Below are 24,601 nucleotides of genomic sequence, written 5' to 3' on the forward strand. Positions count from 1 at the left end.
AGGTGCGCGACAGCTCAGCCGCCTGCACATCCGTCGGATAGAAACGGTACTTGAACGCCCGCTTCACATGGTTTGCGGTCACGCCCGCAAACTAGCGCCACTACTAGACAGGACCAAACCTGCGGGTCAGAGCACCGTGATTCGCCCTGGCAGCGAATCCCGGCTCCCTGCCCTGCTCCGCAGGAGTCCGATTCCTCCCCGGCCTGAAGGCCGGGGTTTCCTCGGAGGTATCCGATGACCCGACCTCGCACCCTGGTGACCGGCGGCGCAGGATTCATCGGAAGCCATGTCGTTGACCACCTGGTCGCCGCGGACAGCACCCCCGTGGTGGTGGTCGACAACTTCTCCAACACCACCCGCGCTTGGATCGAACCTCACGAGCGCGACGGCACCGTCATCGTCCACGAACTGGACGTGCTGGAGACCGACCGGCTGACCGAGGTGATGTCACACGGCGTGGACCAGGTCATCCACCTGGCCGCCAGCGTCGACATGCGCGTCGGCCTGGAGAACAACTGGGTCGACATCCAGCAGTCAATCCTGGGAACCCGCTCGGTCCTGGAAGCCATGCGGCGGGCCGACGTGAAACAGATCGTCTTCTCCTCCTCCTCGACCGTCTACGGGGAACTCGCGCAGCGCCCCACCGCCGAGCACCACGGACCCATGCTGCCCATCTCCGTCTACGGCGCGGCCAAGCTCGGCGCCGAAGCGCTCATCTCCTCCTACTGCCACCTCTACGGCTTCCGGGCAAGTATCTTCCGCTTCGGCAACGTGGTCGGCGGACGCATGAACCACGGAGTCATCTACGACTTCCTCAACAAGCTGCGCGAGGACCCGAGCCGGCTCCACATCTTGGGCGACGGACACCAGCGCAAGAACTACTTCCTCGCCGAGGACTGCGCCCGAGGCATCGTCGACCTGGCCGCAGCGGCGAAGACCGACATCCTCGTCGCTAACCTCGGCTCCACCGAGACCGCCACCGTCGCCAGGATCGCCGCGATCGTATTGGAAGAACTCGGCCTGGACGCGGAGATCGAATACGGCGGCGGCAAACGCGGCTGGCCCGGCGACGTGCCGGTGGTGGAATTCGACCTGTCCAAAGCCCACTCCATGGGCTGGCACAGCTCACGGGAGTCCGAAGAAGCCATCCGCGAGGCGGTACGCCGTCAGATAAGTGAAGCCGGGCATGCCTGACGTCCTCCTGGTCGGCGACTGGCACCTCGCCTCAGTGACCGCCGCCGGGCTGACACAGCTCGGCTACACAGTCCACCTACGACCCGACGCCATCGAAACGCCGGACCCGGCAGCCTTCGACGCCCTCGCCCGCGGCCAACGCTGCGGCCACGAACCCGAAATCGCAGAAATCCTCACCGCCGCCCGCAAGAACGGCACCCTGCGACCCGTGCTCGACGAGGCACAGACCGCCCAGATCCTGCGGCACGCCGACATGAGCTTCGTCGTCCACGACACCGGCACCGCCGCAGACGGCTGCGTCACCGACTCCCGGCCCCTCAGCGCACTGCACCGACTGCTGGCAAACCACCAGCGCCACGGACCCGTCGTCGTGGCGAGCCAGCTCCGCGCCGGCACCTGCGACGTCGCCCTCACCACCGCCGGCCTGCCGGCGGACAGCCCCGACCTGATCCACATCCCCGAGAACCTGCGCCTGGGCCGAGCGGTCACCGACTTCCTGCACCCCATACGGACCGTCGTAGGGTGCAATTCCCCCCACCCTCCGCAAGCCGTACGCGACGTGCTGGACCGCCTCGGCTCCCGCAACGAGCTCCACATGCGCCTCGTCGAAGCGGAGCTGGTCAAGCACGGCACCAACGCCTACCTCGCCCTGTGCATCACCCTCGCCAACGAGCTGGGAGCCGTCGCCGGTCATCTCGGCGCCGATCCGCTGACCGTCCTCGACGGCGTCCGCGCCGACGAACGTGTCGCCGCCCGGGCCCCGCTGCGCCCCGGAGAAGCGTACGCGGGCGCCACCCTGCACCGTGATGTGCGTGCCCTCATGGAACACGGAGAACCCATTGGCCGTGACGGCCTCTTCCGCGCCGTGGCCCAGGCCAACGCCGTCCACGCGCTGGCTCCGCTGGCAGCCCTGGACAAGCACCTCGAAGGCGTCGCCGGACGGACGGTCTGCCTGCTCGGCCTGACCTACAAACCCGGAGTGTCCACGCTCCGCGACTCCGCGGCCCTGCGGCTGGCCGACGAACTGCACGCACAGGGCGCCAGAGTCACCGCCTACGATCCGATCGCCGAGGCCGCCGACCTCCATGACCTGCACCGCTGCACCACGTTCACCGAGGCGGCGGCCGATGCCGACTGCGTGGTACTGACCGTGGAACATCCGGCCTTCACCCAACCGGCGTTCTTCAAGAGCGCCACCCCGCGGAACACCCTGCTGCTGCGGCTGACCGGAGCGGAGCGACGCAGCCGCGTACCGACACCGAACGGCTGGAAGTCGGTGGACTTGTGGAACCACTGACCGCTGCCCCACGAGGCCGGGGATGGTGCGTGTTCTTCGACCGGGACGGCACGCTGAACACCCACGTCCTACGGAGCGGACGGCGCACCTCCCCGCGCCACGCACAGGAATGGACCGCCCTGCCCGGCGTCCAGGAATGCTTCACACAACTGCGCGCGGCCGGCGCTCTGATCGCTCTGTTCACCAACCAGCCCGACCTGTCCCGGGGCCTGGTCGATCGCTCCGCGCTCGACCATATGCACCGCCGACTGGACCGCCTCGACGGTGTCTACGTGTGCTCGCACAGCGCGCGGCACCGCTGCCGGTGCCGCAAACCCTCCAGCGTACTGCTACGCCAGGCCGCCGCCGACCTGTCGGTGGACCTCAAGGAAAGTTACCTCGTCGGGGACCGCCCCACCGACGCGCAAGCCGGTCTGAACGCCGGATGCACCACGGTCCTGCTCAGTCCACGCACCCCGCCGCGGCCCAGCACGGTCGCCGGAGTGCACTACGCCCCGAATCTCCTGGAAGCCGCCCACACCGTGCTGCACCACCGTCGCTCCCGAACCGCACGGCGCGTCAATGGAACCCTTTCACTGAAGGAGTCAGCCCGATGAAGCTCGGCACCATTCTCGACATATCCGAATTCGGCGACGTGCACGGCGGCGACGTCGTGGCCGAAGGGCTCGACCGAAAGTGGATCGAGAACTTCGCGGAGGGGCAGTACGTCTACCGCGCCCCCTGGGTGCGCCTGCTGCGACGCCTGCAGGGCGAGATACTCGACCGTGCCTACGCCAACGACTTCGAGGAGTGGCTGTTCCCGCGGCTGATCCCGCGCCAGGCACTCGACGACTTCCGGCTGAGCCAGTACGCGCCCGAACTTCTCGTCCCGGCAGGCCCGGACGGTAACCAGGTCCTCGACCCGGTCCAGTGCATCAGCCTTTACCACCTCATGCGCGGCCGGCAGCTGTCGCTGGAGGAGCTGCCGCTGCGCATCGTGGAGACGCTCGGCGGCTGGACCTGGCGCAACGAGTACTCAGCGGATCTGGACGGCCCCATCAAGGCGCGCGAGTTCCTCCGCGTCGAGCACGTCTTCTTCGGCACCCGTGAGCAGGTCCGCGCCACCCGTGGGCAGGTGCGCCAGACACTGACCGAACTCCTCTCCGGCTGGGGACTGAGCTGGCAGGTCGTCGCCGCCGAGGGCTGCATGGAAATACCCTCCCTCGTCGAGGCTCAAGACGATGCGGAGACCGCCGACGAGGTGCCCGTGCAGGACATCGAGGTCCCGCTCAGCAGCAACCGCCCCGACCGGGCCCGCCCGGGCTGGGCCGACCACTTCGACGAGCGGTTCGACCTCCGGGAAATCTCCGGCTGCTCCGCCGAGGGCACCCACCAGACCGAGAGCTTCCACATCACTGCGGAAGGCCAGGAGCTGTGGAGCGGCTGCTGCGGCATCGGCCTGAACCGGCTCGTCGTGGCCTACCTCTACCAGCACGGGTTCGACGCCACCCTCAAGGAGCTTGATGCCTGAGCACCGGCTGGCTGTCCTGCTCCTGACCAACGAAGGTTTCCGGCAGGTCGACGGTGGCGTGGCCCGGTACATCCACAACATCCTCGACTCCCGCGACGACGTCGCCGCGATCGCTGACGAACGCGGGGTCCAGGTGCAATGGCACGTCGCCGAACGTGCCAACTGCGCGGGCCTGGACGAGAAACGCTTCGCCCAGGCCCTGGACCGATACGTCCACCACGGCGACGTGCGCTATTACCCGCTGGCCGACCCGCGAGCCCACAGCTGGGAGGTGGACCACTTCGAGCACTGCATAGCCCTCGGCTCGGCGGCTGGGCAGGTGGCCCTCACGGTGGCACACGAGGCGGACTCCCTCCTCGTCATCTCCGGGATGAGCATGTTCGCCATGGCAGCGCGGTTCGTCGTCCGCGCCGCCGACCAGTTCGCGCTCGCGGCGAGCTACGTGCACATGACCCACAACCCCGTCCTGCGTCCCGACGGCGACGCCGAGCTGCCCGAGACCTACGCCGATTCGGTGATGGGGCACCTGGCCCGTTCAGACCCTCGCGTGTCCATCGGCTGGGAGTCGCACTGGATGCGCCATCAGTATCAGCAGGTCTACGGCATCCCGGGCGACAAGACCCTCTACGCCCGTGCCGGGGTGCCCACCGACCACGTCAAGTTCCGGCCGGTCCCGCCAAACCCAGAACTCCTGCACGAACTCGGCATCCCCACGGACCGTGACCTGGTCATCAGTTGGGGCAGGGGAGTGGCGGAGAAAGGCTTCCACAAGTTGGTCGACGCCGCTCGCCTGACCGAGGACCGCCTGGTCCCGGTCATCCTCAACCCACATCCCTACACCGATCTGGAGGAGCACGTCCGGCACACCGGATCACCGGCCGTGCTCCTCCACGGCCAGGACGACCGAGTCCTCACCGCCCTGTGCCAATGGCCCAGAACACTGTCCGCAGCCTTCCTTTCCGAGCGGGAAGCCGCCTCCGTCACCCCCGTGGAGGCCGCGCTGATGAACAATGGGAAAGGCCTTGTCGTCGCCGTACTGCCCACCGGCGTCTACCCGGAACTCGTCGAATCCGGGGTCAGCGGCCTGGTGGCGGCCGGCCGGGATACCTCTGACGCCGCCGCCATGCTCACAGCCGTGACCGAGCTGACCTCTAAGGAGAGAACGGACCTCAGCCAAGCGGCCTTGGAGCGCGGCCGCCGGGAGCACGACTTCCGCACGAACTGGCGGCGCTCCTTCCAGGCCGTCCTCGACCGGCACCTGTCGGTGATCGGCGCTCCGCCCCACAGCGGAGCGCAGGCATGAGAAACGAAGCACGGACGTCTCCCGCAGCCGAACCGAGATCGAGGCCACCTGAGCCGCCGGGGCCCGCGCGGGGGGCCGGCGCTCCGGCCGGGCCACCGGCCGCAAGCACTTTTCGTTGCGTCTGTGACCCGCAGGCGATGCAGTCCACACAGGGCGCAGCCCACAGCCACGAAAACAGTGGAAGGAACCACGACACATGCCGGCCCAGGAACCGCTCGTCCACGCTAAGAAACTGGTGAAGCGCTATGGAGACTTCACCGCATTGGACGGCGTTGCGTTCGAGGTCCGGCCGGGCCAGGTCTTCGGCCTGCTCGGACCGAACGGAGCCGGAAAGTCCTCGACGATGCGCATGATCAGCTGCATCTCCAAACCGACGGAGGGCACGCTGCGCATATTCGGCATGGACGCGATCACCAACGGACCGGCGATACGCGCGAGGATCGGAGTCTGTCCCCAACAGGACACGCTCGACCCCGAACTGAGTCTGCTGCAAAATCTCACCGTCTTCGCCCGCTACTTCAAGATCACGCGTGCGACAGCGGCGGCACGCGCCGCCGAACTTCTGGCGTTCGTCCGTCTCCAGGACAGGGCCGGCGATCGCGTCGATTCCCTGTCCGGCGGTATGAAGCAGCGCCTGAGCATCGCCCGCGCCATGATCAACGATCCGGAGCTGATCCTCCTGGACGAGCCCACTACAGGACTCGACCCCCAGGCCCGTCACCTCCTGTGGGAACGCTTGGACCAGCTCCGCCGGCGGGGCATCACCCAGATACTCACCACGCACTACATGGACGAGGCGGAGCAGCTGTGCGACTGGCTCGTCGTCGTCGACAGCGGCCGGGTCGTCGCGACTGGCACACCCAGCGGGCTGATCGCTCAGCACTGCACCAAAGAGGTCGTCGAACTGCGCCTTCAACAGGACAGCGCACCCACAGACGAACTGAACCGACTGGGACTGCGAGTCGAGATGCTGCCCGACCGAGCGCTGATCTACGCCGACGACGGCGAGGCCGCGGCCTCCGCCGTCCACCGCAACGGCATCGAGGTCCGCAGCGTCCTGGTCCGTCGCAGCGGACTCGAAGACGTCTTCCTGCACCTGACCGGCCGAACCCTGGTGGAGTGACCATGGTCCTGACCGATTCCCGAGCGGTCGCCGTCACCGCCCATCTGTTCACCAGATACCGCCGTACCTGGCTCGACTCGGTGTTCAACTCCTTCCTGCTGCCACTGTGCCTACTCACCGGCATCGGTTGGTCGGTGGGCCGGTACATCAGTGACGAGCCCCAACCCGGCGTTTCCTACTTCGCCTTCGTCGGTGCCGGACTTTTGGCCACATCCGTCGTCCAGATCGGCGCCGCGGAGTCCGCCTGGGCAGTCTTCGGCGGCTTCGAGTGGAGCCGTATCTACCACGCCATGCGGCTCACACCGGCCAGTCCCGCAGACATCCTTACCGGGCATCTGACCGCCGTCGTCGGGCGTGCCACCCTCGGCGGACTCAGCTTCCTGGCCGTCATCGAGCTCTTCGGCGTCGGACACCGGTGGTCCGCCCTGGCAGTCGCCCCGCTTCTGCCACTGTTCGCCCTCTCGATCGCCGCTCCCGTCATGGCATTCAGCGCCACCGTGCGCAGCGCCGGGATGTTCGACGTCCTCTTCCGTATCGGCGTCGTCCCCATGGCCATGTTCAGCGGCGTCTACTTCCCCCTCGGCGTCCTTCCCGCCCTGCCCCACGCTCTAGTCCTCGCCCTGCCCCTGACGCACGCCGCCGACCTGTCCCGCATGCTGCTGCTCGGCTCCGGCACCGCCCAGAACGCAGCCGTGGACCTGCTCTGCCTGGCTGCCTGGGCCATCGCCGGACTCGCTCTCGCCCGCCGCGCTTTCTCTCGGCGCCTCTCGGACTAGGAGGGTCCGTGCCTGCATCCACGACCGCGGCGTCCGGTTGGACGGAAGTCGCCCGACCAGCCCATGTCTGGGCGGTGTTCCTGCGCAACGTCGAGGCGGCCCGCCATGCGTCATACCTGTGGGTCCTGCTCTCCGGACTCTTCGAGCCCGTCTTCTTCCTCGGCGCGATCGGCCTCGGCGTCGGCACCCTGGTCGGCGATCTGACCGTCTATGGCCACCAGGCCAGCTACGCCACATTCGTGGCTCCGGCCATGCTCGCCTCCTCCCTCATGAACGGTGCCGTGTCGGAATCGACGTTCACCTTCTTCACCAGACTCAAAATGACAAAGCTCCACGACGCCACGGCCTGTACCCCAGTCTCCTCACTCGCGATCGTCTGCGGCGAGATGCTGTGGAACGTCGCCACGAGCGCCGTGCACGCCGTGTCGTTCCTGGCCTTCATGTGCGCTCTCCACCTGGTCCACCCCGCCCGCCTGCCCGCGCTGTTCATCGCCGCCCTCCTGGTGAGCGCCGCGTGCTCAGCCATGAGCCTTGCCCTGTCCACGTTCCTGCGAGGCACCCACGACTTCGACCGCGTCAACCTAGTGACCTTCAGCATGTTCGTCTTCTCCGGCACGTTCACGCCGACCGACGGCTACCCCGCGGCACTCGGCTTCCTCGCTCAGTGCACGCCCCTGGCCCAGGCCGTCGACCTGGTCCGGAGGCTGTCGCTCGACAGCTTCGGCTGGACCACGGCACTGCCCGTCGTCTACCTGCTCGTCCTGATGAACGCCGGGCTGCTTCTCGCCGGCCGCCGAGTGGAAAGGATCCTGCGCGCATGACCGCCAACCCCGCCCCCACCGCGGGAGCGCAGAAAGGTCCGGACGTGTACCGGGCCGCGGACGCCCGGACCAACGGCACACACCTCGACGCCAGCGGACCACATGCCCGCCTGGTCGAGGAATCGGTCGCCCGATCCGTCGTACGGCTCTGCGGCCCGGACGAGTACGTCGAATTCCACCTGACGGCCCCTGCCGACGCACTGACCGTGCGCTACTCCCTGCCCGACGCTCCCACGGGCGGCGGACGCACCCAACAGCTGGTCCTGCGCATCGACGGGGAGGAATGCCAGCGGCTGACCCTGACCTCCCGCTACTCCTGGTACTACGGCGGATATCCGTTCACCAACGACCCGGCAGCCGGCCGGGCACACCATCTCTACGACGACGTGCACGTCCTCCTCGGCCGGACATGCCCGCCGGGCACACGCGTCACTTTGCGGCCCGTGGCCGGCGCGGAAGTGCCGGTCACCGTCGACATCGCCTGCTTCGAGGAGACCGGCGGACCGGCAACCCCGCCACGAGACGCCCTGTCGGTACTCGACTTCGGTGCGGACCTGACGGGTACGACCGACTCGACCTCAGCCATCCGGACCGCTGTCGAGGAAGCCACCGGAACCGAACGCCCCGTCTGGCTGCCCCCGGGCGTCTACCGGGTGACCGACCACATCCTCCTGGACCGGATCACGATCCGCGGCGCCGGCCCTTGGTACACCGAACTGCGCGGCGCCGGCGTCGGCCTGTACGGGCACCCGTCGCCCCGCCCCAGCACCGGCGTGCACATATCCGGGCTCGCGATTTTCGGCGAGGTCACCGAGCGCGACGACGCGGCGCAACACAACGGAATCGGGGGCGCGTTGGGCGGCGGTTCCACCATCGAAGATGTGTGGATCGCCCACACCAAGTGCGGCATGTGGCTGGACGGCCCCTTCGAGGACCTGACCATCCGCAACGTCCGGATCATGAACACCACCGCGGACGGCATCAATCTGCACCGCGGGGTCTCGAATGTCACCATCACCGGCTGCCACATACGCAACACCGGTGACGATGCCATCGCCCTGTTCTCCGACGGGCTGGCGACCCACCACAACACCGTGCACGCGAACACCATCATGCTGCCGATGCTGGCCAATCACATCGCCGTCTACGGAGGTCACGACAACCGGATCACCAAGAACCTGCTGGCCGACTCGGTCGCCGAGGGAGGTGGGATCCACATCGCCAACCGCTACGGCGCCGTTCCCCTCGCGGGGAAAACCTTCGTTGAGGCAAATTCCTTGATCCGGACGGGCTCCTACCATCCTCGATACCACGCGGGAGTGGGGGCCTTATGGCTCCTGGCCGACGACGCGCCCATGACAGGTGACGTGAGGGTCAGCGGAAACACGCTGACCAACAGCCGTTATGCGGCAGTGCAGTTGAGCGGTAGCCGGATCGACGGCGTGGACGTCGACGGGATGACCATCGACGGCGCGGGCACCTGCGCAGTCCAACTGGAGGCGGGCGGATATGCCCGCTTCGCCCGCGTCGGCGCCGTACGGCTCGGTGTGACCGGGATACACCGCGCCGTTCCGGGATTCGAACTCCTGCGCGGTGCGGGCAACGAGGGCTGGGACGAAGAACTGCCCGAACTGCCTCCGGACGGTGCCCTCCACGCCTCGGTCGTCCGCCTCGACTTCGGAGCAATCACGCCGCTCACCTCCGGCGCGCCTCAACGCCTGGAACTGCGCAATCCCGGTCCCGGACAGGTCCTCGTCCAACACATCGAAGTAACCGGAGACTTCACCGCAGCCCCGCCCACCCCGGACATGGTCGCGCCCGGAGCAAGTGCCGTCCTCACCGTGGGATTCACCCCCTCGCATACCGGCCGGCGTACCGGAGTACTCACCGTGCACTCCCACGCACCCCGCAGTCCGCTCCATGTCGACCTGAACGGTGTCGGCTTCGACCCCACCGGGGACCGAGCTCTCGGGCGACGTGTCAGGGCAAGTACGGCGATGGGAGGCTTCCCACCCGAAGCCACCATCGACGGTAGCGACAAGACGTGGTGGCAGAGCGACGGCATGGGATTTCCGCAATGGCTCCAGGTGGACCTCGGCGAGCCTGTGTCACTCGCGCGCATCGTCCTGCGGACCCCGCGCAGCTGGGAGGAACGCACCGAAACGCTAGCCGTCCACACCGGGCTCGCGGAGGACGATCTCGTACCCGCCACTCCCGCCGTAGCCTGCCGATTCGCTCCGGAGCTGCGTAATAGCGTCGTACTCCCGCTCGCTCGCACGGCCCGGTTCGTCCGTCTACAGGTCACCCACAACACGGCGTGGGCCGGAGCGGCCCTCTCCGCCTTCGAGGTGTACGCGGCAGTTGGCTGACGGCGGACTCCGCGCAGACTGCGACGACGGCCACGGTGAGGCTCGGCTGGACGGGACGTCGAGAGCCGGTTTCTGGATGACGCCGCCCACCGCACGTACCTGGGCCCGTCGCGGGCAGACACCCGTCATCCGGGTCCGCGGCCGCTCCCGCCGCCGCGTCTCGATCGGTGCGTTCATTGCCATCGTGCTCGCGTGCCAGCTGCGTAGCGTGGCCGTACTGATATCCGCCGGCCTTCTGCAGTGCCGTGAGCGCGGTGGCCACGGCGTGGTCCCGCAGGGCGCGACCGGGCCCGCCTCCCTGCGCGGACCATCCCCTCGCCGCCGTCCAGCGGCTCGAAGACGTCCCCGTACCGACGTCTTCCTGCCGGGCACTCCAGAAGGCGTGTACGGCCTCCTGGTCGTCGTAGCGGGTGCGCCCCAATGTCCACGCCACCTCCACCCGGGTACGGGCCCGATCCTCGGCGGTGAAATGGATCCGGTAAACCACCGCTACCCCGTGCTCGAGCCATGCGCGGTGATCGCCCTTGATTGCACCAGCAGCCCGTGATTCAAGCCAGGTTGAAACACCTCGGTCTTCCTGCCCGGATGGGACACGCTCTCAGGGCGGCAACAAGCCAGGCCTGCGGATCCCCAACCTCCCCGCCTGAAGGGGCGACGCGCTTCCGGCTGAAGCGCGCTTATCTCCAAGACCGGCGAGGTCGGCGCCCTGCATGCTGGGCGTCCGGCCGGTGGAAGCGGGGGACACTGGGGAGGCCGGGGACCGAAAAGGCGGGGGTGAGGCCCTATGGTCGGCCCGCTCCAGATTCTCACGTTCACGACCAAGGGGAATTCATGCGCAGGACGCACCGAATCGTGACCGCAGCGCTCAGCACGGCCGTCTCGACCGTCAGCTTGATGCTGATGCCGACCCCAGCTGTTGGCTTGGTGGGGTTCTTGCCCAGGCGGACCGGGCGGCCGTAGCGGCGCCCCCAGTCCTCATCGACCAGCTCGTCCAGCAGGTGAGGGGAGGTGCCGGCGACTTCTTCCAGTGCGGCGCGGACCGCCTCTGTGATCAGTTCCAGGCGGGTCAGGTCACGCACTGCGGCCATGACGTGGGTGGAGTCGGTGCGCTGGGTGGCGCGCTCGCGCACCAGTCCGGCCTCTTTGAGGCGGGCCAGAGCGAAGTCGAGGAGGCGGTCAGCACGGTCACCTTCGGCGAGACGGTCGCGGAAGTCGGCCAGCACGCTGTGGTGGAAACCGGGATCGTCCAGCTCCATGGCCATGGCGTACTTGAAGTCGATGCGGCAGCGGACCGCCTCAGCGGCCTGCCGGTCCGACAGACCGAGCAGGAACTGCAGCACCCCGGGCGCCCGTCACGCGGGTACCAGTCGGCGAAGTCCTCGTCACACCACAGCCCGTCCAGCCGGTCGCGCACCCATATTGCCGTCGTACCACCCGGGTTGCTCGCCCGCGCGATCTGCGCAGTCAGAGGCGGGACTTGCTCACCGGAACGCACCAGCAACACCGACCACGTCGCGATGTATCTCGGCACCGAGTACGTGGTGACGACCGACAACTCCGCCAGCCCTCTGAACCCCTACTCACCACCCCTCACCGGCCCCGCGGCCATCGAAGCCTGGTTCACCGGCAGCCACGTCGGCATCCATCTGAGCCAGCACTCCAGCTCCCCAGTGGGCTACTACCACGTCAAAGGCTGACGCCGGGACGGGTAAAGCGATCGGAGACCAAGCGCCCGGATCGACCGGGTACGGGGAAGGAGACGGCACGTGGGGCAGAGGAAGAACGACGCCACGGCTCTGATACACCTGCTCCGGGGGGCCGGGGTGGCGCTCGGGGACTTCGGGGGGTCCGGCCGGGAGCCAACGCACGAGATCCGGGAGGTCCCGATCGCGCTGCTGGCACTCGGCGAGTCGCCCCGGCTCGACGGCCATGACGCCGACCACGTGCTGCGGCTGGCCGAGACCGAGGAGCCGCTGCCGCCGGTGCTGGTCGACCGGCGCGGGCTGCGGGTGATCGACGGGTTCCACCGGGTCATGGCCGCCATGCTCAACGGCCAGGAGACCATCGAGGTCGAGTACTTCGACGGGTCCGAGGCGGACGCGTTCCTCCGGGCCGTCGAGGCGAACGTGCGGCACGGGCTCCCGCTGACCCGCGCCGACCGCCAGGCCGCCGTCGAACGAATCCTGAGTTCCCACCCGTATATGGCCGACCGGGCGATCGCCCAGGCCGTCGGGCTCGGGGCGAGGACGGTCGCAAGGATCCGGCAACGGTCCCAGGACGCCGAGACGACGGAGCGGGTGGGCCTGGACGGCCGCATGCGGCCGCTGGACCACGGGGCGAACCGGCGCGAGGTGGTGCGGCTTCTCCACGAGCGGCCGCGGGCCTCGCTGCGGGAGATCGCCCGAGCGGCGGGGGTGTCCCCGACGACGGTGGCCGACGTCCGTCGGCACCTCGACGAGGACCCGGATCCGGTCCCACAGGCCGCGGCGGTGCCGAAGAAGGCACTGATGGTGCAGTCGGATTCCGTAGAGGTGCTGCAAAAGTTGATCCGTGACCCGTCGCTTCGCCACAAGGAGGACGGCCGGCGCCTCTTGTGCTTCCTCCAGCATGCGGCCAGGGTGGAGCAGGAGCGGACTGTTCTGATCGCCGCTGTACCGCCGCACTGCGCGGACTTGGTCCAGCAGCTCGCATTGCAGTACGCGACCACCTGGTCGGGCTTCGCGGAACAGCTGGCCGACGGCCGGGCATCCGTGGACTGACATCGACGGGACCGATGCGACGACTGTTCGCCGCGTCGCTCGGCGGCGGGCCGGTGAGTGGCGCAGCGATGGGCCGTCGTTCACTGAACCGCGGGCCGACGGTCGAACTGGGCCCTGTGGAGCTCCGCATACAGGTCGTCGGCAGCCAGCAGCTGCTCGTGGGTGCCGCGCTCGCGGATCCGGCCTCGGTCGACCACGAGTATCTGGTCGGCATCGCGGACCGTCGACAGCCGGTGGGCGATCACCAGCGACGTGCGGCCGGCCAGCGCGGTCTTCAGTGCTTTCTGGATCGCAGCCTCGGACTCCGAGTCCAGGTGCGCGGTCGCCTCGTCGAGCACGACGACCGGCGGGGACTTCAGAAGCAGCCGGACCAGAGAGATGCGCTGGCGCTCGCCGCCGGACAATCGGTGGCCCTGGTCGCCGACGACGGTGTCCAGGCCGTCGGGAAGGGATCGGACCAGATCCCAGATATGCGCGGTCTCGCAGGCTTCGATGATGTCGCCTTCGCTCGCCTTGGGACACGCGTAGGCGAGGTTGGCGCGGATCGTGTCGTGGAACAGGTGCGCGTCCTGAGTGACCACGCCGACCGCCGCGTGCAGCGAACTCGAGGTCAGGTCCCGGACGTCCCTGCCGCCGACCAGGACCGCCCCCGAGGTCGCCTCGTACAGACGGGGCACGAGCTGGGTGATCGTCGTCTTGCCGCCGCCGGACGGGCCGACCAGTGCGGTTAGCCGTCCTGCCGGGGCGATGAAGCTGAGCTCGGTCAGGACCGGGCCGGCCGGCTCGCGCTCGGCGCCGCGTCCCGCGACGCCCTCCAGCGACATCAGGGACGTCTCGGCGGACGAGGGATACCGGAAGCTGACGCGGTCGAACTCGATCTCGGGCGCGGCTCCGGCGGACCCGGCGTTTCCGGGGTTCCCCGCAGTCGCCACGATCCCCAGCGCGGTCGCGCCGGGCCGGTCGGCGATCGCTGGCTCGAGGTCCAACACCTCGAAGACCCGCTCGAAGCTGACCAGCGCCGTCAGCGCCATCGACTGCATGTTCGTCAGTTGGTTCAGCGGGCCGTACAGGGCCATCAGCAGTGTGACCATCGCCACCAGCGTGCCGATCCGCAGCGAGCCGTGGATCACCAGGACGCCGCCCAGGCCGAAGACCAGGGCGATGGTGAGCGAGGTGAGCAGGGAGCCGGTGACGGACAGCAGCCGGCTCAGGGCCCGGGCCCGGACCGCGACGTCGCGGATCACGCCGGCGCGTTCGGCGAACGCCGCCGACTCGGCCTCGGGGCGGCCGTAGAGCTTGGTGAGCAGCGCGCCGGAGACGTTGAAGCGTTCGTTCAGGGTCGATCCGAGGTCCGCGTTGTGCTGCATCAGAACCCTGGTCAGGCGCTGGAGCCTACGGCCCGCGAACCTGGCCGGAACCAGCACACAGGGGATCATCAGCAGCGCCGCGAGCGCGATGGGCCAGGACAGCCAGAACATCGACACGAGGACGAAGACCATGGTCAGCAGCGTGCCGACGGACTGCGACAGCAGGCTGGTCACCGCCTGCTGGGCGCCGATCACGTCCGTGTTGAGGCGGCTGACGAGGGAGCCGGTCTGCGTGCGGGCGAAGAACGCCAGGGGCTGGCGCTGGACGTGGTCGAAGACGGACGTCCGCAGGTCGTAGATCAGGCCCTCGCCGATCTTTCCGGACAGGCGCGCTTGGAGGTACTCGGCGAGGGCGTCGACGGCGGCCAGGCCCACGGTGGCCAGGCACAGGGCGACGGTCAGGCCGACACGGCCGGGCACGATGCCGTCGTCGACGACGAGTTTGAGGATCAACGGGCTCGCCGAGACGGCGACCGCGTCCACGGCGGACAGCGTCAGCAGAAGCGCCAGCCGGCGCCGGTGCCGGGCGGCGTAGGGCAGGATCCGCCGGATTGTGCCGGGCCGGGCCGGACGGCGTGGCGCCGGGCCGGCTGGGCCCGACTGCGACGACGGATCGATGCCCGCGGCTTCGGTGGCCACGTGTTCTCCTTGGGGGTCGCCGGTCCGGGCGGCCTACTCGGTCCGCTCGGGTCGGTGCTCGTCAGCGCTCTACGGCGACTGGCAGGGTTCATCAGTGTTCGCCGATGCGCGCCCGCCGCGCCGGCACGGGTCAGTGCGCGTCGAGGAAATCGACGATGGCGGCGTTGACCGCGTCTGGCTGTTCGAGGTGGCCGAGGTGTCCGCAGTCCGCCAGTTCCACGTAGTCGCAGTCGGGGATCGCCTCGGCGACTTCGCGGGCCAGGTGCGGCGGGGTGATGAGGTCGTCCGCAAAGGCGATAACCCGGCAGGGGGCGGTGACGGCGGCGAGTGCCGCGCGCCGGTCCTGGCCGGTCTCGACCCACGCCTGCCCGCCGGCCCCGAGGCCGCCGCCGGTGAGCTCGAAGAGTTCGAGCCAGGTCGCGGCATCGACGTCGGCGTTGAGGGTGGCGGGGGAGAACATCTGCTGCGCGGCGACCGCGGCTGCGTAAACCGGCGGGAGGCGTACGCCACCCTCTGAGAGGGAACGCTCTGCTGCGGCCAGGGCGCTGCGCGTCACGTCGGTGCGGGCCCGGGTGGCCAGCAGGACGGCGCAGCGCACCAGCCCGGGCGCGGCGACCGCCAGTTCCTGCGCGACCATCGCGCCCAACGATGTGCCCACGATCCGGCACGGCGCCAGGTCCAGGGCTTCGATCAGCCCGGCGGTGTCGGCCATCAGGTCGGCCATCGAGTACTTGCCGTCGGGCGCGTCCGACGGCGGGACGCCGCGGTTGTCGAACACGATCGTCCGGTAGCCAGCCCGGTGCAGCGCCGGGGTCTGATGCATGGTCCAGGCGTGGCCAGAAGCGCCGGTGCCCATGATGAGCAGCACCGGCTCGCCGGCTCCGGCCGTCGCGTACGACAGCCGGACGCCGTTGGTCTCCACGAAAGGCATGACAGGCCTCTACCAGCGCCACTGACGCTTGTTGAAGAGGTGCTCGGCGGTGATGTCCCGCTCCTTGCACCAGCTCAGGAATTCGTCGATCTGCTTGAGCTGGTAGGTGTCCTCGTTATAGGTGGTGGCCATGACGTGGCCCTGCCAGCTCTCCTCGCCCATGGCGTAGACGTACGCCTCGTCGGCACCCAGTTCGACCATGATGTCGCCGGCCTGCGCGGCGTTGGAGCCGGACAGCTTGCGTGAGTTGCTCATCTTCTTGCTGACCGGCTTGGTCAGCAGGCCGCCGTAGAGCCAGGTCAGCGGCGCGCCGTCGCACTCCATGCCGAGGAACGCCATGTCGGCCCGGCCGAGGTGCCCGCGGATGTAGCGGTAGAGGACGGGGTCGATCCCCGAGGAGTCGGCGCCGACGAACACCTTCTTGCCCGCGATGTCGACCCAGTACGTGGACTTGGCCCGGATGTCGAGGTCCGAGTGCTCGCCGAGGAACGGCGTCGCGGTCACCTTGCCGCCGGGGAACGGGATCTCGTCGAAGTCGTCGGCCTCCATGGCTGGCAGCCCGAGGTGCCTCAGGTAGAGGGCGATGTTGGGGTCGGGGAGGTTGCCGCGCGAGGACCGCGGCACCACGACCTTGTCGACCCGGCCGCGCAGCTGGAGCAGCGTCTCCAGGACGATGTGGTCCTGGTGGCCGTGCGTGATCAGCACCAGGTCGATGTGGTCCGGCAGGTCGTCCAGGGTGAACCGGTCGCCGTGGCGGTTGTCCGTGCTGATGAAGGGGTCGGTGACGATCGTCGCCTCGGCGCTCTGCAGCACCAGGCACGCGTGGCCGTAGTAGCGGATCCGGCCGCCGGATTCGATGTGCCGGTCCGGGGACAGGCCCGGCCGGTCGGTCAGCAGCCGGTCCAGCCAGACCGCCTGCGCGTCGGTCAGTTCCAGCGCCTCGCGGAGCCGCGCCGGGGAGACGGGCCGGATCCGTGAGGCGGTCAGTTCGCCGAGCCCCGCGTGGGTCAGCGGGAGATCGAGGTCCAGGACGTCCGGCCCGGGCAGGCGCGGCGTGCTCAGGATGAATGGCCGCTCCACGCCGTCGTCCAGGGATAGCTGGAACGACTGGCGGCGGGAGTCGAACGCCGGGCTGTGGTACACGATCGGTTCCAGGAAGTGCAGCGACGGCTGGTTGCTGGTGTCGTAGGCCAGCTCCACCAGGCCGTTCAGCGCGGTCGGCAGCTTCGGATACAGCGGGGTCAGGTCGTAGCCGGCGGCGTTGTGCCGCACCAGTTCCTCGGCCGCGGCGACAGCCGCAGCGAACTGGAGCATCCCGGCGCGGTCACGCTTGATGGACGCGGTCAGTTCGGCGACCTCGTCCGCGCGGTCCTCGGGGATGTCGATGAAGTAGCCGCCGCGCAGGTCCGGGTTGTTACTCGCCGCGATGTGCACCTGCGGCGACTGCAGGTACGACTCCAGCAGCGGCAGTTGGAGGAAGGCCAGGTTCATCGAGGCCTGCACCGGGGCCACCGTGTGCAGCCAGGCGTAGAAGCGGTCGACCAGCGGTTCGACGATCACGTTGGACCGGAGGTACTTCGGCACGCCGTCGTCACCCATGTGTTGCCTCCATCTCGAAGCGGGGGGAATGCCTGCGCGGCAGGCGCCGGCGGAAGTCCTTCCATGACAGGGCCCTGCTGTCCCATGCGTCAAACAGGCCCCCGTCGTGGATCGCTCAGGGCTTTCACCAGTGACTTCTCCATAAGGGAGGTGTCCAAGAGCGGCGCTGCCGCGCTTGGACAGCCCTGGCCAGCGCTCCCTTGGAAGCGGCCCGGCGGCCGAGCGATAGTGGCACCGCATCCACCAACTCCGACGGACCGGCGCCCGCCGGGCTGCCCAGTGCTGCCCGCGGCGGCGCCGTCCATCGCTAGAAGGGACGACGTCGTGACGAACCCATTCGAGGACCCGGACGCCAGCTACCTGGTCCTGACCAACGACGAGGGCCAGCACTCGCTGTGGCCGCTGTTCGCCGAGGTGCCCGACGGCTGGGCCGTGGTGTTCGGCGAGGCGGGCCGACAGGAGTGCCTGGACTACATCGACAAGTCCTGGACTGACATGCGGCCCAAGAGCCTGATCGCCGCCATGCAGCAGGGCAATGCCTGAGCCAGGGCCGCCGCGGCCCGGCCCCGAAGGAGACAGAGCCATGACATTCGATCTCGCCAGTCGCCACAGCCTCGGCGACGCGTTCGAGGAACGGGTCGCCGCACGATCGGACGCCGTGGCACTGACCCTTCACCGGGGCGCGGCGGCTGAGCCGGAGAGTGTCACGTACGCAGAGCTCGCACGGCGGGCCCGGCTGCGGGCCTCCGCGCTGGCCGCGCGGCTCGCGCCGGGGAAGCGGGTGATCCTCGCCCTGCCTACGGGCATCGAGTTCGCGGAGTACTACCTGGGCTGCCTAATGGCCGGGCTCGTCTGTGTGCCGGCGCCGGCGCCCGGCGGCTCGGCCCGTGCCGCGGAACGGATCACCGTCATCGCGGCGGACTGCGAACCCGAACTGATCGTCGCCGCCGAGTCCGACGTCGCGGCACTGGTCGACGGCTTCGCCGGAGCCGGTTCGGCCGCCACCGCCATCGAGGCCGCCGCGCCGGCCGGGCGCGGCGAAACCGACGGCCTTCCCGCCGACCGGCCGCGTCCGCACCGCGGCACGCTAGCCGTCATTCAGTACAGCTCCGGATCCACCGGGACTCCACGCGGCGTGGTCCTCGCGCACGGCACGATCCTGGACAACGTGCAGGCCATGCACGAGTCGGGCGGCATCGGACCCGACGACCGCTTCGGATCGTGGTTGCCTTTGCACCACGACATGGGCCTGTTCGCGATGCTGTCAGCCCCGCTCGTCTTCGGCGCGCCGCTCGCGCTGATGGCGCCCTCGGACTTCGTCCGGCGGCCGGTCGAGTGGATGCGGATGCTGGACCGGTATCGCGTAACGGTCACCGCGGCCCCCGACTTCGCCTTTGACCTGTGTTCGCGCGCGATACCGGACGCCGCGATCGAGGGCCTGGATCTGTCGGAGCTCGTTTTCCTCCTCGACGGATCCGAGCCGATCAACGCCGCGACGATGGCCGCGTTCAGCGCGCGGTTCGCCCGCGCCGGGCTAGGGCCGGACGTCATCGCCCCCTGCTACGGCATGGCCGAGTGCACGGCCTACGTCTCGGCCAAACCCCGCGGGGGACAGGTGACCGCGATGCAGGCGGATGTCGCAGCTCTGTCGCGGGCCGAGGGGCCAGAACTGCGCCCGACGGCTGTCGGCGTCGGCCGCGCCCTGGTCGGGTGCGGCATGCCCGCCGGCGACGCCGCCATCGTCGACCCGGCCACGCGCCGCGCGCTCGCGCCAGGCCGGATCGGCGAGATATGGCTCCGGGTTCCCGGCATCGGCCTGGGCTACTGGGGTCATCCCGAACTGTCCGCCCGCACCTTCGACGTCCGGCTCGAAGGCGCGGACGCCGAAGGTGCGGTCAGATCCGGCACCAGCGGCTGGCTGCGCACCGGCGACCTCGGCGCGCTTATCGACGGCCAGCTCTACATCACCGGCCGCTTGAAAGAGGTCCTCATCGTCCGCGGCCGCAATCTGTTCCCCCAGGACCTCGAACAGCACGCGCGCTCCGCCCACAAGGCGCTGGCCGGATTCGTCGGCGCGGCGTTTTCCGTACCGGCCCCGGACGAGCGGGTCGTGCTGGTCCACGAGGTGAACCCGACTCTGCGGCCCGCGGAGTTCCCGGGTGTCACGGCCGCCGTCGCCGACTGCCTCACGGTCGAGTTCGGGGTCCCGGTCCGCAACATTCTGCTGGTGCGCCGCGGCTCGATCCGCCGCACCACCAGCGGCAAGATCCAGCGGACCGCCATGCGCGAGCGCTTCCTGGCCGGGGAGATCACGGCCCTGCACACCGAACTCGAGCCCGCACTGCTCCGGGTCGGTGCGCCGTGAGCACGGCCCCTGCGGCACTGGCGTCCGGTCTCGCCGCCGCGCCCGACATCGCACTCGACGCCGCCCTGGGCGACCCCGAGGACTCGGCAGGAGTTTCGGCGGAACTCGACGAAGCCGAAGAGTTCCCCGCGCAGATGTGCGCGCGCCTCGACGCGTTCGGCCTCCCCGCCTACTACGTCCCTGCCGACCACGGCGGAGCCCTCGCCGACCACGAACAGTTGCTGAGACTGCAGCGCGTGGTGGCCCGCCGCGACCTGAGCGCCGCGATAGCACATGGCAAGACCTATCTCGGCGCGGCCCCGGTCTGGACGGTCGGCACCCCCCGCCAGACCGCGGCGGTCTCGGCCGCGGTCCGCTCCGGCGAGCCCTTCGCCTGGGCGCTCACCGAACCCGACCACGGCGCCGACCTCGCCAACGGCGAGGTCATCGCAGCCCGGCGGACCAGCGGCTTCCTCCTGGACGGCACGAAGTGGCCAATCAACAACGCCACCCGCGCCGACCACCTCGTCGTCCTGGCCCGCACCGGCGACCCCGGCACCGCCCGAGGCCACAGCCTCTTCCTCGTCGACAAGCGGCGACTGGCCCGCGGCACCTGGCGCGCGCTGCCCAAAGCCGCCACCCACGGCGTCCGCGGCATCGACATATCGGGCATCGAGTTCAGTGCCGCAGAGCTCTCCGATGCGGCGCTTCTGGGCCCTGAAGGTTCCGGTCTGGAGACAGTCCTGCGCACCCTGCAGCTCACCCGCACGATGTGCACGGCCCTCTCCCTCGGCGCCGGCGAACAGGCGCTGCGCCTGACAGCCGGCTTCACCGCGACCCGGATGATCCAGCGGACCCCTCTGGCGGACCGCCCGCGCACCCGCTCGATCATCGCCCGCTGCGCCGCCCTGCTCGCCGCCACTGAAGCCGCGGCCAGCCTCGGCGCGCGCTCGATCCACAGCCTCACCGACGAACTCAGCGTCACCTCCGCCGTCGTGAAGGCCCTGGCCCCGACCCTGATCGACGCGGTCGTCGCCGACCTCGCCGAACTGCTCGGGCTGCGCTCGTTCCTCACCGGCGAGTATGCGCACGGCGCGTTCCAGAAGCTGTCGCGCGACCACCACGTCGTCGCGATCTTCGACGGCAGCACCCCGGTGAACCGCGCCGCGCTGATCCCGCAGTACGGTCGGCTCGCCCGCGGCTTCGCCCGAGCCGACGTGGACACGGACGGCCTCGCCGAAGCCGCCGCCTTGGGCACCCGGCCGCGACGGCTCGATCACCGAGCGCTGACCCTGACCTCGCGCCGCGGCTGCTCGGTCGTCCAGTCGCTGCCGATCCTGGCCGAGGCGCTCGCCGATCGAGGCGCCCCGGACGGCCTCGCCGAGCACGCGGCCGCCCTCGCCGCCACCGCCGCCGATATCGCCCCGCTCATGGGGGAGGCCGCGCCCTCGGCCCGGCCGCCGATGGCCGCGTATGAACTGGCTGGCGCCTACGAGCTCTGCTACGCCGGTGCCGCCTGCCTGCACCTGTGGGCGACGGGCGGTCGTCCGTCGCGGGCCTCAGGACCGCTCTGGGACGACGGACTGTGGGCGCGCGCCGCCCTGCGTGCGCTGCGGGCCCGGATCGCCACAGTGCTGCGGACTCCCGCGCCCGAGCCGGAACCCGGCGACGACACGATCGACTTTCGGCTGTCCGCCGTGATCGATGAAGCGGTCGCTGTCGGAGCGGCGGTCACGCCGTTCGGAATCCCGGTGAGGACGCCATGAGCGCCAAGGACCTGGAAACCCTCCTAGGAAACCCTTATGACGATGCCAACCCGGTCGGATACCGGGCGATCCTGGACGCGGACGAACAGCGCGAGATGTCTGCCGAGGGCGAGAAACTGCTCGACGCCTGGTGCCTGAACGCCGAGTTCGTCCCGGCCGCGTACGGCGGCCGGTTCACCCGCGCCGACCGGCTCGCCGGCATCCTCAGGACCCTGTGGCGCCGGGACGCGGCGCTCGGCTCCGGCTACGGGTTCGCGTCGTTCCTGGCTTCCGTCAACGTCTGGACCGCCAGCACCGCGGACCAGCGCGGGAGCGTCGCCGACCGGCTCCTGGCCAACCAGCGAGTCGCCGCCGCGTTCCACGAGCTGGACCACGGAAACGACATCGCGCACACGGGGTGCGCGGCGTCTCCGGCCGGGTCCGGCTGGTCGCTGTCGGGCCGCAAGGATGTGGTGGCGAACGTGCGCCGCGCCGAGACCCTCGTGGTCTTAGCCCGCACCGGCCCGGATGCCGGCCGCCGGAGCCACAGCCAGTTCCTCGTGGCTCGGGACGCCGTCCCGGCCGACCGGGTGCGCGACCTGCCCCGCGTCGGCACGTCCGGGATGCGCGGCCTGCAACTGGGCGGCATCGAGTTCGCCGACTGCCCGATTCCGGCCGACGCCGTGATCGGCGACCCAGGACAGGGCATGGAGATCGCCCTGCGGGCCTACCAGGTGACGCGGGCCGTCCTGCCGGCCATGGCCCTCGGCTCGCTCGACACCGCGCTGCGCACCGCGCTCGACTTCGCCGCCGAACGCCGTCTCTACGGCGCCACTGTCAGCGAACTGCCATACGTCCGCGCCGTCATCGCCCGCGCCCACGCCGACCTGCTCGCCGTCGAGGCCTTCTCCGGCGTCGTGGTCCGCGGACTGCACCTGGTTCCCGAATCCATGGCCGCCTACGCCGCGGCCGCCAAGTACCTGACCTCGCGGATGGCCCTGGACGCGGTCGAAGACCTGCGTTCGGTCCTGGGCGCCTCCGGCTATCTGCGACAGGGTCCTTATGCCATCTTCCAGAAGGTGGCCCGGGACGCGGCCCCGGCCACCTTCGTCCACATCTCACGCACGGCCTGCCTGATCACTCTTCTTCCGCAACTGCCCCGCCTGGCCCGCAAGTCCTGGCTCACCGGGCCGCCCGCGGCTCCCGAGCTGTTCGACCTCGGCGCCGACCTGCCGAGCCTCGATTTCGACGCCCTGGTCGCGGCGATGGCGCGGACCGACGGCCTCCTCGGCGCGCTCGTCGAGATTGCCGAGCTCGGCGACGGCGCCCTCACGGCCCGCTTCGCCATGCGATTCCGGGACGAACTGCGAGTCCTGCGGGACGAGTGCATCGCCCTCGCACCCGGCGATCTCACCAGCGGCGCTGGCACGGCCGCCTTCGACTTGGCAGACCGCTACACCGTGCTCCTGGCCGCGGCATCCGTGCTGGCGGTCTGGCGCCGTGGCGGACCCCGGTACCCGGACGACCTGCTGCCCGGCGTCCTCGACCGCCTTGCCGCGCGCCTGCGCGGCCCGGCGCTGCTCACCGCGGGCGAACGCGAGCAGGCCGAGTACGCCTTGTTCGCCGCCGCGGGCCTCCGGCACGGCGAGCACCAGCTCTTCGATCCGACCGCCCAGGCGACGCCGGGCGGCGGGAAGGACACGCCATGACCACGACCGAACCGCGTTCCAGCCAGCCGCTGCACGACGAGATGCGGGCCTGGATCATCGAGCGCGTCTCCTACTACCTCCCTGACCTCGCCGGGCGGATCAGTCCGCAGACCGCGCTCGCGGGCCTGGGGCTGGACTCCGTCTACGCCGTGGCGCTGTGCGGCGAGATCGAGGACACCTGGCTGCTGACCGTGGAACCCACCTTGATCTGGGACGTCGACACCGTCGAAGCCCTCGCCGAGCGAGTCGTCGCCCTGATCGCCGAGCAGCACCTGGCCTCACGGTCGGCCGACTTCCCCTCCCGGCCCTCGCGGGCGTCCGATTCCTGATTCTCTCCGGCCCCGTCGGCGATTCGAGCGAGAGCGGTACGCGTGATGGTTGCGTCAAATGCGGTGCTACACGAGCTGATGTCCGGACAGGTGGGCCTCTGGTACGGCGCACAATTGGCGCCCGACGGATCGGTGTACCACGAGGGCGAGTACCTGGAGATCGGGGGCGCCCTGGACCAGGACCTGTTCCTGAAGGCGCTCAAGCGTGCCATGGCCGAAGCCGAGGCGTACCGGCTCCGCCTGCGCGTCGAGGGCGGCAAGCCCTACCAGTACGTCGACGATTCGCAGGATCGGCCGATCCACGTGGCGGACCTCGGCGACGAGCCGGATCCGTTGTCCGCGGCCCGCGCGTGGATGGACGCCGACCTGCGGGGCCCGGTCGAGATCGTCGACCGTCCGCTGACCGCGCATGCATTGTTCCGGCTCGGTCCGGACCACTTCGTCTGGTATCAGCGCGCGCACCACATAGCCGTCGACGGCGCGAGCTTCGCCGTCTTCAGCGAGCAGGTCGCCCGGATCTACACCAAGTTGCGGAACGGCACGGACGCGGACCACGAGGCTCTGGTGAGGTGACCCCCGGAGTGTGGACACAGGGGTTTCATGCCGTGAGGGAGAGTGTAACCGGGCTCTGATGCTGCTGTTCGAACTCCAGTGGCGAGAGGTAGCCGAGCGCGCTGTGGCGCCGGCGGGCGTTGTAGTAGGTGAGCCACTGGAAGATCTCCAGCCTCGCCTGCCTCATCGTCAGGAACAGCGTGCGGTGCATGGCCTCGCGCTTCAGGCTCTGCC

At 69.6% G+C, this 24,601-nt stretch carries 23 protein-coding genes and 1 pseudogene; 18 read left to right on the forward strand and 6 right to left on the reverse strand.

The features are described 5' to 3' along the window. A partial coding sequence (locus tag ABZT03_RS37010) for a helix-turn-helix domain-containing protein (RefSeq protein ID WP_356047638.1) occupies positions 1-82 on the reverse strand: 82 nt, incomplete at its 3' end. 152 nt (positions 83-234) lie between these two features. On the opposite strand from ABZT03_RS37010, the gene ABZT03_RS37015 reads away from it, so the two are divergent. The 10 genes and pseudogenes from ABZT03_RS37015 to ABZT03_RS37060 form a co-directional block, all read left to right on the forward strand. Continuing rightward, complete coding sequence (locus ABZT03_RS37015) at positions 235-1,194, forward strand: NAD-dependent epimerase/dehydratase family protein (RefSeq protein WP_356047598.1); 960 nt, start codon at positions 235-237, stop codon at positions 1,192-1,194. Beyond that, entirely contained in the window at positions 1,187-2,491 is a 1,305-nt protein-coding gene (locus ABZT03_RS37020; protein WP_356047600.1) for a UDP binding domain-containing protein, read from the forward strand. Before ABZT03_RS37015 ends, ABZT03_RS37020 begins: the two co-directional genes overlap by 8 nt. A 29-nt stretch (positions 2,492-2,520) precedes the next feature. Next, positions 2,521-3,087 (forward strand): HAD-IIIA family hydrolase, encoded by a 567-nt coding sequence (locus tag ABZT03_RS37025; protein ID WP_356047602.1) that lies wholly within the window; start codon positions 2,521-2,523, stop codon positions 3,085-3,087. Further along, positions 3,084-4,001 (forward strand): aminoacyl--tRNA ligase-related protein, encoded by a 918-nt coding sequence (locus ABZT03_RS37030; protein WP_356047604.1) that lies wholly within the window; start codon positions 3,084-3,086, stop codon positions 3,999-4,001. Before ABZT03_RS37025 ends, ABZT03_RS37030 begins: the two co-directional genes overlap by 4 nt. Further along, entirely contained in the window at positions 3,994-5,304 is a 1,311-nt protein-coding gene (locus tag ABZT03_RS37035) for a glycosyltransferase (protein ID WP_356047606.1), read from the forward strand. Before ABZT03_RS37030 ends, ABZT03_RS37035 begins: the two co-directional genes overlap by 8 nt. Positions 5,305-5,500: 196 nt before the next feature. Beyond that, positions 5,501-6,427 (forward strand): ABC transporter ATP-binding protein, encoded by a 927-nt coding sequence (locus ABZT03_RS37040; protein ID WP_356047608.1) that lies wholly within the window; start codon positions 5,501-5,503, stop codon positions 6,425-6,427. Between the two features lie 2 nt (positions 6,428-6,429). Continuing rightward, entirely contained in the window at positions 6,430-7,203 is a 774-nt protein-coding gene (locus ABZT03_RS37045; RefSeq protein ID WP_356047610.1) for an ABC transporter permease, read from the forward strand. A gap of 8 nt (positions 7,204-7,211) precedes the next feature. Continuing rightward, the gene (locus ABZT03_RS37050; protein WP_356047612.1) at positions 7,212-8,024 is read left to right on the forward strand and encodes an ABC transporter permease; all 813 of its coding nucleotides are present in this window, start codon (positions 7,212-7,214) and stop codon (positions 8,022-8,024) included. Further along, positions 8,021-10,393, forward strand: coding sequence for a glycosyl hydrolase family 28-related protein (locus ABZT03_RS37055; protein ID WP_356047614.1), 2,373 nt, complete (start codon positions 8,021-8,023; stop codon positions 10,391-10,393). Before ABZT03_RS37050 ends, ABZT03_RS37055 begins: the two co-directional genes overlap by 4 nt. 76 nt (positions 10,394-10,469) lie before the next feature. Further along, positions 10,470-10,565 (forward strand): annotated as a pseudogene (locus ABZT03_RS37060) (IS630 family transposase); the annotation flags it as partial. A 640-nt stretch (positions 10,566-11,205) separates the two neighbouring features. On the opposite strand, the gene ABZT03_RS37065 reads toward ABZT03_RS37060, so the two are convergent. Then, a complete protein-coding gene (locus ABZT03_RS37065) occupies positions 11,206-11,733 on the reverse strand; it encodes a transposase (RefSeq protein ID WP_356047615.1) in 528 nt (175 codons plus the stop codon). Between the two features lie 177 nt (positions 11,734-11,910). Between ABZT03_RS37065 and ABZT03_RS37070 the strand changes: the two genes are divergently transcribed. Both ABZT03_RS37070 and ABZT03_RS37075 read left to right on the forward strand, forming a co-directional pair. Then, positions 11,911-12,090, forward strand: a complete 180-nt coding sequence (locus ABZT03_RS37070; RefSeq protein WP_356047617.1) for a hypothetical protein — start codon at positions 11,911-11,913, stop codon at positions 12,088-12,090. Positions 12,091-12,159: 69 nt separating this feature from the next. Beyond that, entirely contained in the window at positions 12,160-13,152 is a 993-nt protein-coding gene (locus ABZT03_RS37075; RefSeq protein ID WP_356047619.1) for a ParB/RepB/Spo0J family partition protein, read from the forward strand. A gap of 80 nt (positions 13,153-13,232) precedes the next feature. On the opposite strand, the gene ABZT03_RS37080 is transcribed toward ABZT03_RS37075, so the two are convergent. The 3 genes from ABZT03_RS37080 to ABZT03_RS37090 all read right to left on the reverse strand — a co-directional run bounded on the left by ABZT03_RS37080 (position 13,233) and on the right by ABZT03_RS37090 (position 17,688). Continuing rightward, entirely contained in the window at positions 13,233-15,158 is a 1,926-nt protein-coding gene (locus tag ABZT03_RS37080) for an ABC transporter ATP-binding protein (RefSeq protein WP_356047621.1), read from the reverse strand. A gap of 130 nt (positions 15,159-15,288) precedes the next feature. Continuing rightward, complete coding sequence (locus ABZT03_RS37085) at positions 15,289-16,089, reverse strand: alpha/beta fold hydrolase (RefSeq protein WP_356047623.1); 801 nt, start codon at positions 16,087-16,089, stop codon at positions 15,289-15,291. A gap of 9 nt (positions 16,090-16,098) precedes the next feature. After that, positions 16,099-17,688, reverse strand: a complete 1,590-nt coding sequence (locus tag ABZT03_RS37090; protein WP_356047625.1) for an MBL fold metallo-hydrolase — start codon at positions 17,686-17,688, stop codon at positions 16,099-16,101. Between the two features lie 324 nt (positions 17,689-18,012). Here ABZT03_RS37090 and ABZT03_RS37095 point away from each other — a divergent pair, with 324 nt between their 5' ends. The 6 genes from ABZT03_RS37095 (at position 18,013) to ABZT03_RS37120 (ending at position 24,388) form a co-directional block, all read left to right on the forward strand. Then, positions 18,013-18,231 (forward strand): MbtH family protein, encoded by a 219-nt coding sequence (locus ABZT03_RS37095; RefSeq protein ID WP_356047627.1) that lies wholly within the window; start codon positions 18,013-18,015, stop codon positions 18,229-18,231. 40 nt (positions 18,232-18,271) lie between these two features. Next, positions 18,272-20,053 carry a fatty acyl-AMP ligase gene (locus ABZT03_RS37100; protein ID WP_356047628.1) on the forward strand — a complete coding sequence of 594 codons (1,782 nt, stop codon included), beginning with the start codon at positions 18,272-18,274 and terminating at the stop codon, positions 20,051-20,053. Then, positions 20,050-21,798 carry an acyl-CoA dehydrogenase family protein gene (locus tag ABZT03_RS37105; RefSeq protein ID WP_356047630.1) on the forward strand — a complete coding sequence of 583 codons (1,749 nt, stop codon included), beginning with the start codon at positions 20,050-20,052 and terminating at the stop codon, positions 21,796-21,798. The genes ABZT03_RS37100 and ABZT03_RS37105 overlap by 4 nt, the downstream gene beginning before the upstream one ends. After that, positions 21,795-23,486 (forward strand): acyl-CoA dehydrogenase, encoded by a 1,692-nt coding sequence (locus ABZT03_RS37110; RefSeq protein ID WP_356047632.1) that lies wholly within the window; start codon positions 21,795-21,797, stop codon positions 23,484-23,486. The genes ABZT03_RS37105 and ABZT03_RS37110 overlap by 4 nt, the downstream gene beginning before the upstream one ends. Further along, positions 23,483-23,815, forward strand: a complete 333-nt coding sequence (locus tag ABZT03_RS37115; protein WP_356047634.1) for an acyl carrier protein — start codon at positions 23,483-23,485, stop codon at positions 23,813-23,815. Before ABZT03_RS37110 ends, ABZT03_RS37115 begins: the two co-directional genes overlap by 4 nt. A 78-nt stretch (positions 23,816-23,893) precedes the next feature. Continuing rightward, positions 23,894-24,388: a condensation domain-containing protein gene (locus ABZT03_RS37120; protein WP_356047635.1), complete on the forward strand. Its 495-nt coding sequence runs from the start codon at positions 23,894-23,896 to the stop codon at positions 24,386-24,388. A 25-nt stretch (positions 24,389-24,413) separates the two neighbouring features. Here ABZT03_RS37120 and ABZT03_RS37125 read toward each other — a convergent pair. Continuing rightward, positions 24,414-24,601: IS3 family transposase (locus ABZT03_RS37125; protein ID WP_356047637.1), on the reverse strand; the 188-nt coding region annotated here is incomplete at its 5' end.

Origin of the sequence: Streptomyces sp. NPDC005574, from assembly GCF_040605435.1 — a bacterium.
GTDB lineage: Bacteria > Actinomycetota > Actinomycetes > Streptomycetales > Streptomycetaceae > Streptomyces.